Raw genomic sequence first — 16,289 nt, 5'->3', positions numbered from 1 at the left:
GTTACTTTTTAAAAAAATTAACCAAAAACTTTGTCATCCACAAAACTTGTTCAAAACTTTCATCTATCTGACTCTATTGCAAAAACAATATATTACAGATACCCAGCAGGTTGTGGATGACATCTCGCACAAGTAAATGATGAGATGAATTTAATAGCAATAAATTGGTTATTCTTTAAAGGGACTGGCATACATAGAATTAAGAAAGAGGCAAACAGCCCCTTTATCGTATTTATGTTTTAACGCTTACTGAATGCCAGTTTCAGCGCAAACAAGACAAAAACAGCCCCCGTAATACGGTCAATGCTCTGCACGATTTTTGGCTGTTTCAGATATTTGGCAAACGGTTGTGAACCGAGAATCAGGAAAGTTGACCAGATCAGCGTCAGTACAATATGAATCAGCACCAACAACATGATCCACGCTGTTGCAGCATGCTGGTTGGGTACAAACTGCGGTAAAAATGAAATATAGAAAATTCCGACTTTAGGGTTTAGCAAATTACTCAGACAGCCTTTGAGTAACCAGTTTTGCTGCGTAGTTGTATTTTGCTCCAAATTACCCAAGTGCTGACGCGGGTTGCGCAGCATTTGTACCCCGAGCCAAGCCAGATAAATCGCGCCTGTCCATTTCAGTAAGGTAAAGGCAACAACCGAGCTACTCAGCAATGCACCTAGCCCACAGGCAACCACCAGCCCCCAGACCAAACACCCCAGATTAATTCCAATCGCGGCTTGTAAAGCTTTTTGCCGACCTTCCACCGTAGCCGTACGCAAAATCAGCGTTGTGTCCAGCCCAGGGGTAATCGTCAGTAAAGCAATCGCAATCAGATAAGAAATCAGCAGGGTAGTCACAAGGTTGTGTGTCCTTTAGGTTGGGAAAATGATTGTTACTTTGATTTTAACTGGATTGAACAAAATCGCAATTCTGTGACAACTCATGAAAGGTGTCTGTTTACAGCAAAAAATATTATCAAAAATAATCTATTAAGTAGGAAATGCTTCGGGCAGAATGATCCGAACGATAAATTACAACAGTATTTAGGAGCTTTTCATGACTGCTCAATCCGTGATTTTGCCATTACCTTCAGATCATGCGCGTTTTCTTGTGGTTCGTTTGAACCAGCTCAGTCTTCATGATTTAAAAAAACAACTAGAGAAATTTTTCTCGGAACGAGATCGTCTGATTACTCAGCATCCGAATGAACAAATCAAAACCGCAGTGGCTTTTGGCCCTGACTTGTGGAGTCAGCTGCATAGCACCACACCGGCAGGATTCAAGCAGCTTGATCCACAAGCTGGTGCGTTTAACATGCCTGTACAGCCTGCTGATGTGCTGATTCATATTGCCAGTCAGCGTACCGACATCTGTTTTTCTTTGAGTCAGACCTTCTTTAATGGCATTCAGGGCAAAGTCGAAGTTCTTGATGAACGCGCCTGTTTTCGCTATCTCGATGGACGTGATTTAACGGGTTTTATTGATGGTACAGAAAATCCACAATTTAAGGATGACCGTGAAGAAACCGCATTACTTGGGGCAGAAGCAGGTGAGTTTGCAGGCGGCAGTTTTGTCTTTGCCCAGCGTTATGTACATGATCTGGATAAATGGCGCCGTTTAAAAGTCGATGTTCAGGAACAGGTCATCGGACGCACCAAGCTTGAGTCGATAGAACTGGACGATGAAGCTAAACCTGAAAATGCCCATATTGCCCGTACTGTGGTTGAGGATGATGAAGGTGAAGAACTTGAGATCTTGCGTCACAGTCTACCGTATGGAGATGGGCATGGTGATCAGGGGCTATTTTTTATTGCCTATACCAAAGATTTGACTCGTATTGATCGGATGTTGCAGCGCATGTTTGGAACCAGTGGCGATGGAATTCATGACCGTTTATTGCATTTTGTGACTGCGGTGGACGGTGCTTATTATTTTGCGCCATCAGAGCGGTTACTGGAACAAGTACTCGATTTAGACGATTAAAGTGATCTAATAAAATAAAAAGAGCGCATTAAGCGCTCTTTTTATTTCGAAATCATGGTTTAGTAATCAAAACTAAAATGTTCGACAGGTAAGCCAATCAGACTTTTTGATGGGGTCACCGCAGATTCGGCATGTCCTTGGGCACGTGGCAAAATACGGTCAAAGTAGAAATCTGCCACTTTGATTTTGGCTTTATAAAACTCGATGGTTTCTGCACCGTCACCTGCTTCGATTTTTTCAGAAGCAATCGCGGCTTGTTGTGCCCAGAAATAGGCCATCATCACATAACCTGAGAACATCAGGAAGTCGACAGAGGCAGCAGATACTACATCGCGGTCTTTACGGGCTGCCAAGAAGATTCGTACAGTAATCGCATTCCACTGTGCGCAAAGTTTGGTTAAATCCCAGATAAAGCGGCGCAAGTATTTATTACGGGCATGCCGTCCTGAGAATTTCAAAATCTCGGCAGTATAGTCACGAATGATTTTACCTTTAGAGGAGAGCAGTACTTTACGACCAATCAAGTCGAGTGCCTGAACGCCAGTTGTGCCTTCATACAAGGTTGAAATACGGGCATCACGGACAATTTGCTCCATACCCCAGTCTTTAATATACCCATGTCCACCAAAGACCTGCATGCCATGATTGGCTGCTTCAAAGCCCAGTTCAGTCAGGAAGCCTTTTAAAATCGGGGTGTAAAAACCGAGTTTGTCATCATAGGCTTCGAACTCTGCCTGATCACCACGTTTCAGGGCATCGTTCATTTTGTCGGCAAGCTGTGCAGCATAATAGATCATGGCACGCCCACCTTCAGCGATAGCTTTTTGGGTCAACAACATGCGACGGACATCGGCATGGTGAATAATCGCATCTGCTGGTTTGTCAGGGTCTTTCTTACCAGACAAGGCACGCATCGACATACGCTGTTTGGCATATGGCAGCGCCCCCTGATAAGACAGTTCAGCATGGGCGATCCCTTGTACCGCTGTACCAATTCGTGCTGTGTTCATGAAGGTAAACATGGCATGCAAGCCCTTATTGGGTTCGCCAATCAAGAAGCCTTTAGCTTGGTCAAAATTCAGCACCGCAGTTGCAGATGCTTTAATTCCCATTTTATGTTCAATTGAGCCGCAATTTACTGCATTACGCTCGCCCACACCACCATCGGCATTTGGCAAGAACTTTGGCACAATAAACAGGGAAATACCTTTAGTTCCTTGTGGCGCATTCGGTAAACGCGCTAGAACAATATGTACAATATTTTCAGTCAGGTCATGTTCGCCTGCTGAAATGAAAATTTTGGTACCTGTAATATCATAACTGCCATCGGCATTAGGTTCAGCCTTGGTTTTGACTTGCCCAAGGTCAGTACCACACTGCGGCTCGGTCAAACACATGGTACCACTCCATGTTCCTGCAACCAGATGTGGCATATAAGTGGTTTTCTGCTCAGGCGTACCAAACTGCATAATGGTATTCATACAGCCCATACTTAAACCCGGATACATGGTAAATGACCAGTTGGCTGTACCCATCATTTCGGATTTAATCAGATTGAGTGACATGGGTAAATCTTGCCCACCAAATTCTTCAGGGTAAGATAGTCCTTGCCAGCCACCTTGGACAAACTGATCGTAGGCTTCTTTATACCCTTTTGGTGTGGTGACGACACCATCTTTAAAATGACAGCCTTCATCATCACCTGTTTGATATAACGGTGAGAGGACATTTTCACAATAATCTGCCGCCCCTTCCAAAATCATATCGACCGTGTCTTGGTCAATATTTTCGGCATTGGAGAGGGTTTTATAGTGCTCAGGATAATGAAACACCTCGTTCATAAGGAAACGTATGTCACGTAGGGGCGCTTTATATGTGGTCATAAGGCAAATATCCTAATTTTTATTGCGTTCTGATGGATTTCATTATTCATAACCGTGTACTAATTACATTGATAGCCTGACTTGCAAGTGCTGTCAATAAGGCAAACTCGATGGATTGAATTACATAAAGCTATTATTTGTATATTATTATTTTTGTTAAAGTATCTCCTAAAAATCGCACTATAGCGATAAGTCGATATAACAAGACGGAAAAACAAGTGATGATGAAATTACAATATTTAACATGTTGTTTATTTGGTTTAAGTTTGACAGGTTGTTCACAGTATTTTGTTCAGTCACCTCAAAAAACGGAACAAATTCAGGAGCATACTGTACATGCAGTCAGTGCAATTTATGAGAATTCGGGCTTTGATTTCAAAGGCAATCTCAATTTTGACGTACAAGATAGTTTATCTGTATTAAAGAGAAAACCTGAATTAAATCATGAGTTAAAAGACAAATTAAATCATTATTTGAGTGCACAGCAAATCAATTTATCTGCCGAGCAGCGGCAGCAGCTTGAGTTTGCCTTGCTTCAGGAACAACTGCAAAACGGCAAGCAAAAGTGGTCACGTCTGCTTACAACAGGTTTCAATTTCTTACAAGATTTTCAGGTGAATTATCAGGGTGGTGTTGATTATCGCGATCAGGTGGCAGGCATGAACCTGACGGCTCGTTATCAGACCCCAAGTTTACAAATGCAGCTTAGTTATCCGCTTATTGTTGACTTGAAACAGGCCAAATTTTATACCAACGTTTTTGCATTTATGCCATTTTTGGCTGCCCCAGAACAGCGTGACCAGTTGATGTATTTTGACCTGTCTAAATTTAAAGGTCAGTTCAATCGGCTGGATATGCGCTTGTTGGTCGATTACCTAAAACAAAGCAATGCGTTGCCTTATATTTTGGCAACGCCAGAACAGTTGACTCATGTTAGTGTAAGTGCCGCTGAACGTCAGCAGGGTGTTGTCGAAAAAATACAATTGCATACCTCTCTTGAGGAATATGTTGCGCAAAGCCTGAGTTATACCACAGTCAATAGCGCTTATTTGACTCAGTATTTGCTCAGTGAAAAACCTGTCAGCGCAGAAGTCAAACCAGTCGATTTAAACCGTATGACGCCACAAGAGCAGGCAGATTGGGCCTATGCTTTATGGAAAGATCATGCGGCAGTTGAAACTGAAAATTCTGGTGCGGCATATACTAAAGATCAAGAGCCTACAGCAGCTGTTACAGCTCATGATGATGCAGAAGATGTAGCTGAAGTGGATCATCCGATTGCTGCAGCTGCTGAAAATGAGCCAACTGATGCAGCGGATAGAGCGACAACAGCCACATCGGCAGAACCAGCCGATGATCAAGCAAATGTAGCAGCTGAAAATGATTCAGTTGAGCTTTCTCATGAACAGTGTGTTGCATTACAAAAGCAAGCGAAGGCAGTGAGTGTAGGACAATATCAAACCTGTCTGGATGAAGGTCTTGATCTGTTTGCAAGTCAGACACAAGATGACCAACTTGCAGAACAGTTGGCCAAAACAGGTACAAATGTATTTAAAGTTGTGGAACTGTTTAAAGGTCAGTCAACGGACAAATTTGTTAGCGCTACAGATTTTAAAATCCAGTGGCAAGCCAAACAACCTCAAATTCAGGCGTTACTGGCAAACGTAGAACAGCGTAATCCGTTAGTGATTGAGATCGGCATTGACCGTCAGGGGCGTGCTGTCACCACCAATTATCAGGCACAATTAAAAGCCGATTCGATCAATAAGACTTTACATATCCGCTCGAATAACCAGTGGAGCAATTATGGTCATCCGAAAAATATTGACCGTGAGGGAATGCGTAAAGCCAAATCCTTTGACGAAGCGGCGCAAGGCACGGTATTACAGGAAAAAGCTGAGCAATTTAAACGGCTATTTGGGCAACACAGTTGGGATGAGCAAATTCAGCAGCTTGCTAACCAAGCTTATGCACAAAACCATTCCTATATAAAAACCTATCAGCTTGTGTATGGCATGTTATTGTCGCTGAAATATCCGAAAATCATGCAGCATTATTCGGCGCAAGACATTCAAGAGATTGCACTGGTCATGGCGTATTATGACGGTCAGGAAAATGGTAGCTACACGCCAAAAGGTCAGGAGCTGGCAAGAATCAAACTGCTGATTAAAAAACACCAGCTCAATTCAAGAACATTCTATAAAGTTGATGCGACACCGATTGTGAAAAAAGCGCAGCGTCAGGCAGGAGTGAGTAAGCAATGGGCAATTATTCAGAAATCGTATAGCACTCCTGAGTCGCGTTTCGCCAAGCTATATGAAGTCAGCTATTTAACCGCACACAATGAGGAGCAAGCCACGAATGATTTGAAGCATCTGGCAAATCGTTTGGGTAAATTTTATGTGCAGTCACGTCAGAAGTCACCGAACCTGAGCAGTATTCAACAGGTGAGTAGTACTGAATATTTATATATGGATCAAGATGTATTTAAGTCTGTGTATGTGCAAATTCTACAAAGCTCAAAACAGAAATAACAACGCAATCACATGGCAGGCAACCTTAAGGTTGCCTGTTTTTTTTATCGGGTTTAGAGGAAATCTCGCAGTTCGGGTTTTACACCATTCCAGATTTCAAAGGCTTCAACCGCTTGACCAACCAGCATGCCAAAACCATCGCTATATGGGACTTGGCGCTGTGCGGCTTGATCGAGAAAACTGGATGGTTTGCCGTATGCCATTTCATAAGCATGGCTGAATTTTAACTGCTCTGGCAGTTGTAAAGCATCGCCTGACAGGCTCGCAGATGTAGCATTAATCACCAAGTCGAAGTCGCCGCTTAGCTGATCTAAACCAGTGGCAGATAATTCGGTATCGGGTACAGCGTGTTGTAAGTCAGTAATCAGTTGTTCTGCGCGAGCCAAAGTACGGTTGGCAATCACGATTTGTTTTGCACCCGCTTGGGCCAATGGATAAATCACGCCACGGGTTGCACCGCCTGCACCTAAAATCAGAATTTTACTATTTTTAAGTGACCAGCCTAGCGCCAAAATGGCATTGACTAGACCCTGACCATCAGTGTTGTCACCGTGCAGTTGTCCATCTTGCATCCATAAAGTATTGACTGCTTTGGCAATTTTGGCACGTTCAGTGAGCTGTTGACACAAGGCAAAGGCTTGTTCTTTAAAGGGTACGGTGACATTTAAACCGATACCACCTGCCTGAAAGAAATCTTGAATGTTGTGTTCAAAGCCATCAAGAGGAGCAAGACGTTTATTGTAAGTGAGATCGATACCTAATTTTTGGGCAAAGGCATGATGTAGTTCAGGAGAGCGCGAATGTTCAATTGGATTACCAACAACAGCAAACTGTTTGCTCATGTTTTGATGTCCATGCGGTGAAAAAATTGCCCTCAATATACGTGAATTTTCACCTTGAAAAAACTAAAAAGCCTGTTTATGGATTGCAGATGCCTTCAATTTTTTCCCAGAGTAGTGCCAAAACTAGACTGATGAGAAGCATACTTAGCATAATGCTGAAAAGAATGGATACGCTGTCAGAAATGTGGTTGTTAAATGTGAATGTAGCTGTCATAGAACAGATGAGTAGGGTTAGTGTGAGAACAAAAAAACTAGCTTTGTGATTATGAAATAGATTAAACATGGTGACTCTCATTCCTCGATGAGGTTGTATTACAGCAGATAAATTTTAAACTGATATGACAAAAATATCCTGAGTCTTTTGTAAGAATAATTATTATTTATAGTGGAAAAAGGCAGTTAAATTTAACTGCCTAAAAAGCCTTACATTTATAACTCATTGAGCCAGTCATGTGGTTGCAGATAATACTCAGTTAAACGTCGTTCAGGTGAGTTTTTTTCCCATTCAGGGCGGTATGACCATGCTGCTAGGTTAGGTAGACTGACTAAAATAGATTCAATCCGCCCCCCTGTTTGTAGCCCAAAAAGTGTACCGCGATCATACACCAGATTAAATTCTACATAACGCCCACGTCGGTAGAGTTGAAACTCACGTTGTGCTTCGCTATAGGGTTGCTCGCGGTGTTTTTCAAAAATGGGTAAAATTGCATTCAGGTAACCATTACCCACAGCTTGCATATACTTAAAGCAGGTTTCAAAGTCCCAGCAATTTAAATCATCAAAAAATAAACCACCGACTCCTCGCTGTTCATCACGATGTTTTAAATAAAAATAATCATCACACCATTGTTTATGCTTGGTATACACATCTTCCCCAAATGGCTGGCACAGATCATGTGCTGCCTGATGCCAGGCTTTAATGTCAGCATCGTCTGGGTAAAATGGGGTAAGGTCATAACCGCCACCAAACCACCACACAGGATCACGACCTTCGGGTTCTGCGACAAACAGGCGCACATTGGCATGTGATGTTGGAATGTGCGGGTTTTTAGGATGGATGACTAAAGACACACCGAGAGCCTGCGCTTTGGCGCCTGCAATTTCAGGATGGCGAGCAGTCGCTGATTCGGGCAGTTTGTTGATATTGATGTGTGAAAACATCACACCGCCTTTTTCAATCACTGTGCCGTTTTGTAGCACACGGGAGCGTCCACCACCACCTTCAGGGCGTTGCCAGTCATCAATCTCAAATTGGGCAGTACCACCGCCTGCTTGTTCTTGTTGTTCAAGACGCTCACAGATTCTTGCCTGCAAGTCGAGCAGAAATTCGCGTACACGCTGAATATCGACTGAAGTCGGATGCTGCATCACAATCCTCATTTAAAAGAGCAAATATGGCATACATCAAAACATAGAAATGTCAAAAAATTAAGGAATTTTAATTTTATACAGGAAAATCAAAGTGTTTTGGTCGGAATAATTGGAGTGTTTTGATTGTAAAATAGCAGTTGTGTCATGTCGTTATTGCTTGAAATCTTGTCGGTAGCCAATCAGAATAAACATGCATTTAGGATCAATCTTTCCAAATTTTGCCTGTTGTGGTCAGCAACATCACCAAGAGTTGAGTAAATATGGGTACAACCTCGTTAATTCAAAAATATAATGTTTCAGGACCACGCTATACCAGTTATCCAACTGTGCCGTATTGGGATAATCAGGCATTTTCACTAGAGCTTTGGCAGCAGACTCTAAAACGCGCCTTTGATGAATCCAATGCCAGCGAAGGCATTAGTTTGTATATTCATCTGCCATTTTGTGAAAGTTTATGTACCTTTTGTGGTTGCCATAAACGGGTCACCAAACGCCATGAGATGGAACAGCCGTATATTCAGGCAGTACTCAAAGAATGGGATTTGTATTGTCAGTTATTACAAGATCGCCCAATCATTAAAGAAATTCATTTGGGTGGCGGGACGCCGACTTTTTTCTCAGCAGAACATTTGCTTGAGCTGATTCAGGGGATTTTAGCCAAAGCCGACATTGCTCCACAGCACGAATTTAGTTTTGAAGGGCATCCTAACAATACCACCCGTGAACATCTGCAAACCTTGTATGATCTGGGCTTTCGCCGTGTCAGCTACGGGGTGCAGGATTATAATTTAAATGTGCAAAAAGCCATTCACCGTATTCAGCCGTTTGAGCATGTCGAGCAGGTGACACGTTGGGCGCGCGAAATTGGTTATGAGTCGATTTCTCACGATCTGGTTTTTGGTTTGCCATTTCAAAGTCTGGAAGATGTGTTAAACACCATTGAAAAAACCAACAGTTTAAGCCCAGACCGTTTGGCATTTTACAGTTATGCACATGTGCCCTGGATTAAGGGGAATGGTCAGCGTGGTTTTAAAGATCAGGATGTACCCAAAGATGATGTGAAACGCACGCTATACGAAGAAGGTAAAAAGCGTTTGTTGGCGCATGGTTATCATGAAATTGGTATGGATCATTTTGCTCTGGAACACGACAGCATGTATCAGTCGTTTCAGCAGGGCAGTTTGCACCGTAACTTTATGGGTTATACCTCATCGAAAACTAAAGTCATGATTGGTTTGGGGTTGTCTTCGATTAGTGATAGTTGGTACAGCTTTGCGCAAAATGAAAAAACGCTCGAAGACTATTATGCACGTTTAGAGCAAAATCAAATTCCGGTATTTAAAGGGCATATCCTGTCGCAGGAAGATTTAATCATTCGTCAGCATATTCTGAACTTGATGTGCACATTTAAAACCTCTTGGGCAGAGCCAAGCATGGCATTTCCTGAGTTACCTGAAGTCCTCAGCCAGCTTGAAGAAATGCAGCAGGATGGCTTGTTGACGCTTCAGCCACAAGGCATTCAGATTAGTGAGCAAGGTAAGCCGTTTATTCGCAATATCTGTATGGCGTTCGATTTGCATCTAAAACGAAAACAGCCGCAGACGCGAATTTTCTCCATGACGATTTAAAATTGCACAAATAGACTTCTTTCATCACTTTTTTATGTTTCTCTTTATGGGAGAAGCATAAAGATGATCTAAATAGGTCTGAAAAGGGCTAGTGTAAAAAAAGAGCATTTAAAAATGCTCTTTTTATTTGCCTGAAGTGGCTTGTGTGTAATGTGGTGACTTAAAAGTCATCTTCTTTATACATGTGTGACATACGGTCATGTTTGGTTTTTAAGTATTGCTGGTTAAATGGATTTAAACCCACAGTCAGTGGTACACGATCAACCACATCAATGCCCAGATCACGCAAGGCAATCAATTTAAGCGGGTTATTTGTAATCAATTTAACTTGGTGTACCTGTAGATGATCAAGCATGATTTTACACATGTCATAGCGGCGGGCATCGGCAGGCAAGTTCAGCATCAGGTTCGCATCGACTGTGTCATGCCCCTGATCCTGCAAGGCGTAGGCGCGGATTTTATTGGTGAGTCCAATGCCGCGACCTTCCTGACGCAAGTATAAAATGACCCCTTGACCTGCTTCATTAATCATGTGCTGGGTCGCTTTAAGCTGCGGGCCACAATCGCATTTTAAGGATGAAAATGCATCGCCTGTAAGGCATTCGGAGTGAATGCGCACTAAAACCGGTGCAGTTGCTGGCATATCCAAACCTTTCCATAAGGCGACATGTTCTTCGCCTGTTTCAGGGTCTTGAAATACACTAATATGAAATTCACCAAATGCGGTTGGAAGTTTAGAAGTAGCAACAAAAGCAATCGGCACAGTCAAACTCTTTCGTCATCAATTAGTCGAACAAAGTATAGCGCAATGATCAGATATTGATAGCTTGAGCATACAAAAATTACGCCAATCAAATTATTTTTTTGTAGAAAGCAAATAATAATAGTTGAATATCTCTATCATTTTTCAGGATAATCACAGCCCTGTCTAGGACAAAAGCAATGTGTAAGACTACATCAAAAGACATGTGGCTCATTGAAAACAACGTTCGATAAGGTAGAATTATCGATTTAACGCAATATACCTAGCTTAGGATTTGCCAGGCTCTAGAAGGCTTTGCCACATATGTTGTATACAGAAATACCAACTCAACGTCCTGTTACGCCGTTGTTGAATGCGATTGATCATCCGCAGCAATTACGTCAGCTAGATCAAAGCCAGCTCGAACAAGTGGCGGATGAGTTACGTCAATATATCTTGTATGCGGCAGGACAAAGTGGTGGGCATTTTGGTGCAAACCTGGGCGTGATTGAACTGACCATTGCACTACATTATTGCTTCAATACTCCGCAAGACCGTTTGATTTGGGATGTGGGGCATCAGGCATATCCACATAAAGTGTTGACGGGGCGACGTGAACAACTGACCACCATTCGTAGTAAAAACGGTCTGGCAGCATTTCCTGCACGTGATGAATCTGAATTTGATACTTTCGGTGTGGGACATTCGTCGACTGCGATTTCTGCGGGACTTGGTATGTCGCTGGCATGTCGCTATCAAAACAAACCGCGTGATGTGGTGTGTATTGTCGGTGATGGTGCCATGACCGCGGGTATGGCATTTGAAGCCATGAATGATGCAGTAGCACACCAAGCTGACTTAATTGTGATTTTAAACGACAATGATATGTCGATCTCATGCAGTACAGGTGGTTTTGCCAAGCATTTGGCAGCCATTTGGGAGCAGGGGCAACTGGTCAATATTAATGCCGATGGCGATGCAGTGATCGAACCGCATCCTGAGTGGGCATATACCTCACGCTTGCATCAGTCTGCAACTCAAGAAGCAGATAACCTGTTTAAAGCGATTGGATTTGAATACTTTGGCCCATTTGATGGTCATGATGTTCAGCAGTTGGTTCAAGTCCTGAATGCGTTGAAACAGCGTAAAGGACCTCGTTTGGTACATGTCTATACCAAAAAGGGGAAAGGTTTTGCACCCGCTGAAGCCGACCCGATTGGTTATCATGCCATTCCAAAACAAGTGGTTATGGTCGCTCCAGCCAAGAAAAAGTCAGCCCCGAAATATTCCGACGTTTTTGGGCAGTGGTTATGTGATGAAGCTGCACAAGACTCGCGTTTGCTTGCCATTACTCCAGCAATGTGTGAAGGCTCGGGCATGGTGAAGTTTGCTAAGCAATATCCTGAACGTTTCTTTGATGTTGCGATTGCTGAGCAACATGCTGTGACGCTTGCAGCAGGTATGGCATGTGAAGGTTTAAAACCTGTGGTCGCGATTTATTCGACCTTCTTGCAACGTGGTTATGACCAACTTGTCCATGATGTTGCCTTGCAAAATCTGGATGTGACCTTTGGGATCGATCGTGCTGGTTTGGTGGGTGAAGATGGACCAACGCATGCAGGTGCATACGATTATGCGTATATGCGGACCATTCCGAATTTGGTGATTATGGCGCCAAAAGACGAAAATGAATGCCGCCAAATGCTGCATACTGCCTATGCTTACGAAGGACCTGCGGCGGTACGTTACCCACGTGGCGTAGGCGCAGGTGTAGAGATCGAGCAGAAATTGACGGCTTTACCAATTGGTCAGGCGGAAATTGTGTTTGAACTCAACAGCCAGCATGACGATAAAATCAGTATTCTGGCATTTGGTAGTCGTGTCATGCCTTGTCTGAAAGTTGCAGAAAGCCTTGCGAAGCAGCTTGATGTTGCTGTTACAGTCGTGAATATGCGTTTTGTCAAACCACTGGATGAAAACATCATTCAGCAACTTGCAGCAACCACAGCTTTGTTCGTTACTGTTGAAGAGCATGCTGTCATGGCAGGTGCTGGCAGTGCCGTTAATGAATATTTGGCACAAGCCCAGATTGTAAAACCTGTATTAAACTTAGGTTTGCCAGACAGCTTCTTGCATCAGGCAGAGCATGCACAGATGTTGCACGATTGTGGACTTGATGCAGAAGGTATTGAGCAGTCGATTGTGCAAGCATGGAAAAAAGCCGTACAAATCGCATAATTTTTTCTGGTTACACATTTCGAAATATTTTTTAGCAAAAAGCGCAGAGATTTGTTAAAATGCCTGCGCTTTTATGCATTATTCTTTGTCAAAATCTTCTTGTATTTTTAGTGGGTGTTCAATGGAACCTATGGTGGTGATGGCTGCGCGTGCGGCTCAAACAGTTGGTCAAGAGCTTTTAAAAGCGCATCAAAATCGTCATAAACTCGATTTACAAGTTGAAGAAAAAGGCATCGACGGTCCTGTAACACGTGTTGACCGTTACCTAGAACAACTGACTATTGATACTCTTCGTAAAAGCTATAAAAACCACAGCTTCCTAGGCGAAGAGTTTGGTATGCAAGAAGGCAAAGGTCACGATGCAGACTGGTGCTGGGTAATCGATCCTTTAGATGGCACATTAAACTTCATCAATGGCGTTCCACATTTCTGTATTTCTATTGCGGTACAACATAAAGGTATTACTCAACACGGTGTGATCTATGATCCTGTGCGCGATGAGTTATTCTCTGCAAGCCGTGGTCGCGGTGCGATGATGAACCAACGCCGTATTCGTGTAAATGTTCGTGATAGCCTAGAAAGTACCTTTATTTCTGTTGGTCATGCTTACCGTGCTAAACGTAATGGCCAAGTCATTTCTTATGCAAAACAACATTTTGATGCATTGCTTGCCGTGACTGAAGCAGGTGCACAATTCCGCCGTACAGGTTCAGCAGCACTTGATTTAGCTTATGTCGCAACAGGTCGTTTCGATGGTTTCTTTGAACTTGGTTTGAAACCATGGGACATCGCAGCAGGTGAGTTAATTGTGAAAGAAGCGGGCGGTACAGTCGTAGACGCGCGTGGTGGTACAGACTCTATGGATAATGGTCAAGTGTTGGCATGTTCAATGAAAATGTTAAAACCATTCATGCAAGCTGTTGTGCCTGCCTGGGCAGATGCAGCTAAATAAGATTGAATATCAATCTACGAATATTTAAAAAGTGACTCGTAAGAGTCACTTTTTTTATGGGAACAAAAAATCATGATCTGACAAATAAAAAATGTTCCCACTGATGATTTTAATAGATAAGCTTGGATAGATGGCAATCATTTTATCTGTAATGCTTGCTTTGAGTGAGAGAGGGCATTTGTAATAGAAACCACGAATTGAACTATAACAGGCAATAATGTACATCCAATACATCAGAAGATCCCTTGTTTTTGAAATTTAATTTTAAAAATTATCATAAAATTCAAATACTTTAATTTAATGACATAAAAGCCAATCAAAAAGGGTGACTTTCTAAAATTTTCTGCTATAATTCTCAGACGCACTTAATTTTCGTTCATTACCTGAACATTATCTTCTAATCATTGTATGCGCGTCTTGTCCATAGAGAGGACATATCCTTCGCGCCCCAATCGCTTAAGCGATTCCTTCAGGTTTGCGGCAGTAATCATGTGTGCGTTATATCCACATCGTCGTTATTCGGATCGCTGCTGAATTCTTATATTTTCAGCTCTAATTGCTGTACCGCTTTTTGCCGATGTCCATATTGTAATTTATTAAATGGAGCACCCACTTCAGGGTGAATACTCTCTATGAGCAAAACTTTTGCTGATTTTTCCCTCGATGAGTCATTAACACAGGCTCTTGAAGGTTTAGGTTTTACTACGCCAACTCCTGTACAAGAACAAGCTATTCCTGCTGCACTTGAAGGTAAAGACCTTCTAGTATCAAGCCAAACGGGTTCTGGTAAAACTGCTGCATTCTTGCTTCCAACTTTGAATGCGCTTGCAAATCAAGAAACTTTCGTACCGTTTAAAGAACGTATGAAAGCAATTACTCAACCGTCAATTCTAGTGATTTCTCCGACTCGTGAGTTAGCACAACAAGTATGTCAAGATGCGATTGCATTGGTTCGCCATATGAAGGGCGTTCGTGTTGCTGCAATCATGGGTGGTATGCCTTTTGGTAAGCAAATTCAACAGCTTAAAGGCGCGCAAGTGGTTGTTGCGACTCCAGGTCGTTTACTTGACCTTGTTAACCGTCGTCAAATCAAACTTGATAAAGTTGATTCGTTAATTGTCGATGAAGCTGACCGTATGCTTGACCTAGGTTTCTCTGAAGATCTAGAAGCAATTGGTGAATTAGCAGCTAACCGTAAACAAACGTTGATGTTCTCTGCAACTTTTGCATCGCGTATTATTACGCTTGCTGAACGCATGATGAATGATCCGATGCGTATTGCGATCGAAACAGGTCACTCTACAAATACAGACATCACTCAAACATTGCATTGGACTGATGGCTTTGAACACAAGAAAAAATTATTAACTCACTGGTTATCTGATGAGTCAGTAGATCAAGCAGTTGTGTTTGCTTCAACTCAAGAAGACACAGATATGCTGGCTGAAGAGCTTGCTGAAGCAGGTTTATCAGTTGTTGCACTTCATGGTGCAATGCCACAAACAGTTCGTAACCGTCGTTTACGTAGTATTCGTGAAGGTCGTGCAAAAATCCTTGTTGCTACTGACGTAGCAGCACGTGGTCTTGACGTACCAACAATTTCACACGTAATTAACTTCGGTCTTCCGATGAAAAATGAAGACTATGTACACCGTATTGGTCGTACAGGTCGTGCGGGACGTACAGGTAATGCAATTACTTTAGCGACTTACCGTGAACGTGGTAAAATTCGCGCTTTAGAAGATTTCTTAGATGCACGTTTAAGTGTATCTGAAATCGAAGGTCTTGAGCCATCTCCACCTCCTGCACGTAGTGGTCGTGATGGTGGCGGTCGTGGTCGTGATGGCGGCGGTCGTGGTCGTGGCGGTCGTGATGGCGGTCGTGGCGGTTTCGGTGGTGGTCGTCGTTTTGAAGGCGAAAGCAACTTTAAACGTCGTGAAGGTGGTGAAGATCGCCCGCGTCGTAGTTTTGATGACAAACCTCGTGGTGAACGCCCAGCGTTTGGTGGTGAAGATCGCCCACGTCGTGATTTCGGTGATCGTCCAGCTCCACGTCGTGAAGGTGGTTTTGGCGACCGTCCACAACGTTCGTTTGATGACCGTCCAAAACGTGATTTCGG

The 16,289-nt window shown here is 42.9% G+C and carries 11 protein-coding genes; 6 read left to right on the top strand and 5 right to left on the bottom strand.

Annotation, left to right across the window (positions count from 1 at the left end; translation table 11 throughout):
* Nucleotides 1-239 precede the first annotated feature (239 nt).
* The gene (locus tag F975_RS13060; protein ID WP_004754091.1) at nucleotides 240-854 is read right to left on the bottom strand and encodes a LysE family translocator; all 615 of its coding nucleotides are present in this window, start codon (nucleotides 852-854) and stop codon (nucleotides 240-242) included.
* Nucleotides 855-1,053: 199 nt separating this feature from the next.
* Between F975_RS13060 and F975_RS13055 the strand changes: the two genes are divergently transcribed.
* Nucleotides 1,054-1,980: a Dyp-type peroxidase gene (locus tag F975_RS13055; protein ID WP_004754089.1), complete on the top strand. Its 927-nt coding sequence runs from the start codon at nucleotides 1,054-1,056 to the stop codon at nucleotides 1,978-1,980.
* A gap of 59 nt (nucleotides 1,981-2,039) precedes the next feature.
* Here the strand turns inward: F975_RS13055 and F975_RS13050 are convergent, their stop codons facing one another.
* The gene (locus tag F975_RS13050; protein WP_004754087.1) at nucleotides 2,040-3,863 is read right to left on the bottom strand and encodes an acyl-CoA dehydrogenase C-terminal domain-containing protein; all 1,824 of its coding nucleotides are present in this window, start codon (nucleotides 3,861-3,863) and stop codon (nucleotides 2,040-2,042) included.
* Between the two features lie 221 nt (nucleotides 3,864-4,084).
* On the opposite strand from F975_RS13050, the gene F975_RS13045 reads away from it, so the two are divergent.
* Entirely contained in the window at nucleotides 4,085-6,397 is a 2,313-nt protein-coding gene (locus F975_RS13045; protein ID WP_004754085.1) for a hypothetical protein, read from the top strand.
* A gap of 53 nt (nucleotides 6,398-6,450) precedes the next feature.
* On the opposite strand, the gene aroE is transcribed toward F975_RS13045, so the two are convergent.
* Both aroE and hemF read right to left on the bottom strand, forming a co-directional pair.
* Entirely contained in the window at nucleotides 6,451-7,239 is a 789-nt protein-coding gene (gene aroE / locus F975_RS13040; protein ID WP_004754083.1) for a shikimate dehydrogenase, read from the bottom strand.
* A gap of 429 nt (nucleotides 7,240-7,668) precedes the next feature.
* Entirely contained in the window at nucleotides 7,669-8,607 is a 939-nt protein-coding gene (gene hemF / locus F975_RS13035) for an oxygen-dependent coproporphyrinogen oxidase (RefSeq protein ID WP_004754079.1), read from the bottom strand.
* Between the two features lie 263 nt (nucleotides 8,608-8,870).
* On the opposite strand from hemF, the gene hemN reads away from it, so the two are divergent.
* Entirely contained in the window at nucleotides 8,871-10,238 is a 1,368-nt protein-coding gene (hemN, locus tag F975_RS13030; protein ID WP_004754076.1) for an oxygen-independent coproporphyrinogen III oxidase, read from the top strand.
* 160 nt (nucleotides 10,239-10,398) lie between these two features.
* Here the strand turns inward: hemN and ribA are convergent, their stop codons facing one another.
* Complete coding sequence (gene ribA / locus F975_RS13025; RefSeq protein ID WP_004754074.1) at nucleotides 10,399-11,001, bottom strand: GTP cyclohydrolase II; 603 nt, start codon at nucleotides 10,999-11,001, stop codon at nucleotides 10,399-10,401.
* Nucleotides 11,002-11,304: 303 nt separating this feature from the next.
* On the opposite strand from ribA, the gene dxs reads away from it, so the two are divergent.
* The 3 genes from dxs to F975_RS13005 form a co-directional block, all read left to right on the top strand.
* Nucleotides 11,305-13,218 carry a 1-deoxy-D-xylulose-5-phosphate synthase gene (gene dxs, locus F975_RS13020; RefSeq protein WP_004754072.1) on the top strand — a complete coding sequence of 638 codons (1,914 nt, stop codon included), beginning with the start codon at nucleotides 11,305-11,307 and terminating at the stop codon, nucleotides 13,216-13,218.
* Between the two features lie 121 nt (nucleotides 13,219-13,339).
* On the top strand, nucleotides 13,340-14,170 hold the full coding sequence (locus F975_RS13015; protein WP_004754070.1) for an inositol monophosphatase family protein: 831 nt from the start codon (nucleotides 13,340-13,342) through the stop codon (nucleotides 14,168-14,170).
* Nucleotides 14,171-14,802: 632 nt separating this feature from the next.
* A partial coding sequence (locus F975_RS13005; RefSeq protein ID WP_004754066.1) for a DEAD/DEAH box helicase occupies nucleotides 14,803-16,289 on the top strand: 1,487 nt, incomplete at its 3' end.

Source organism: Acinetobacter brisouisimilis (genome assembly GCF_000368265.1).
Classification (GTDB): domain Bacteria; phylum Pseudomonadota; class Gammaproteobacteria; order Pseudomonadales; family Moraxellaceae; genus Acinetobacter.
This window is presented reverse-complemented; position numbering and strand designations above follow the sequence as displayed.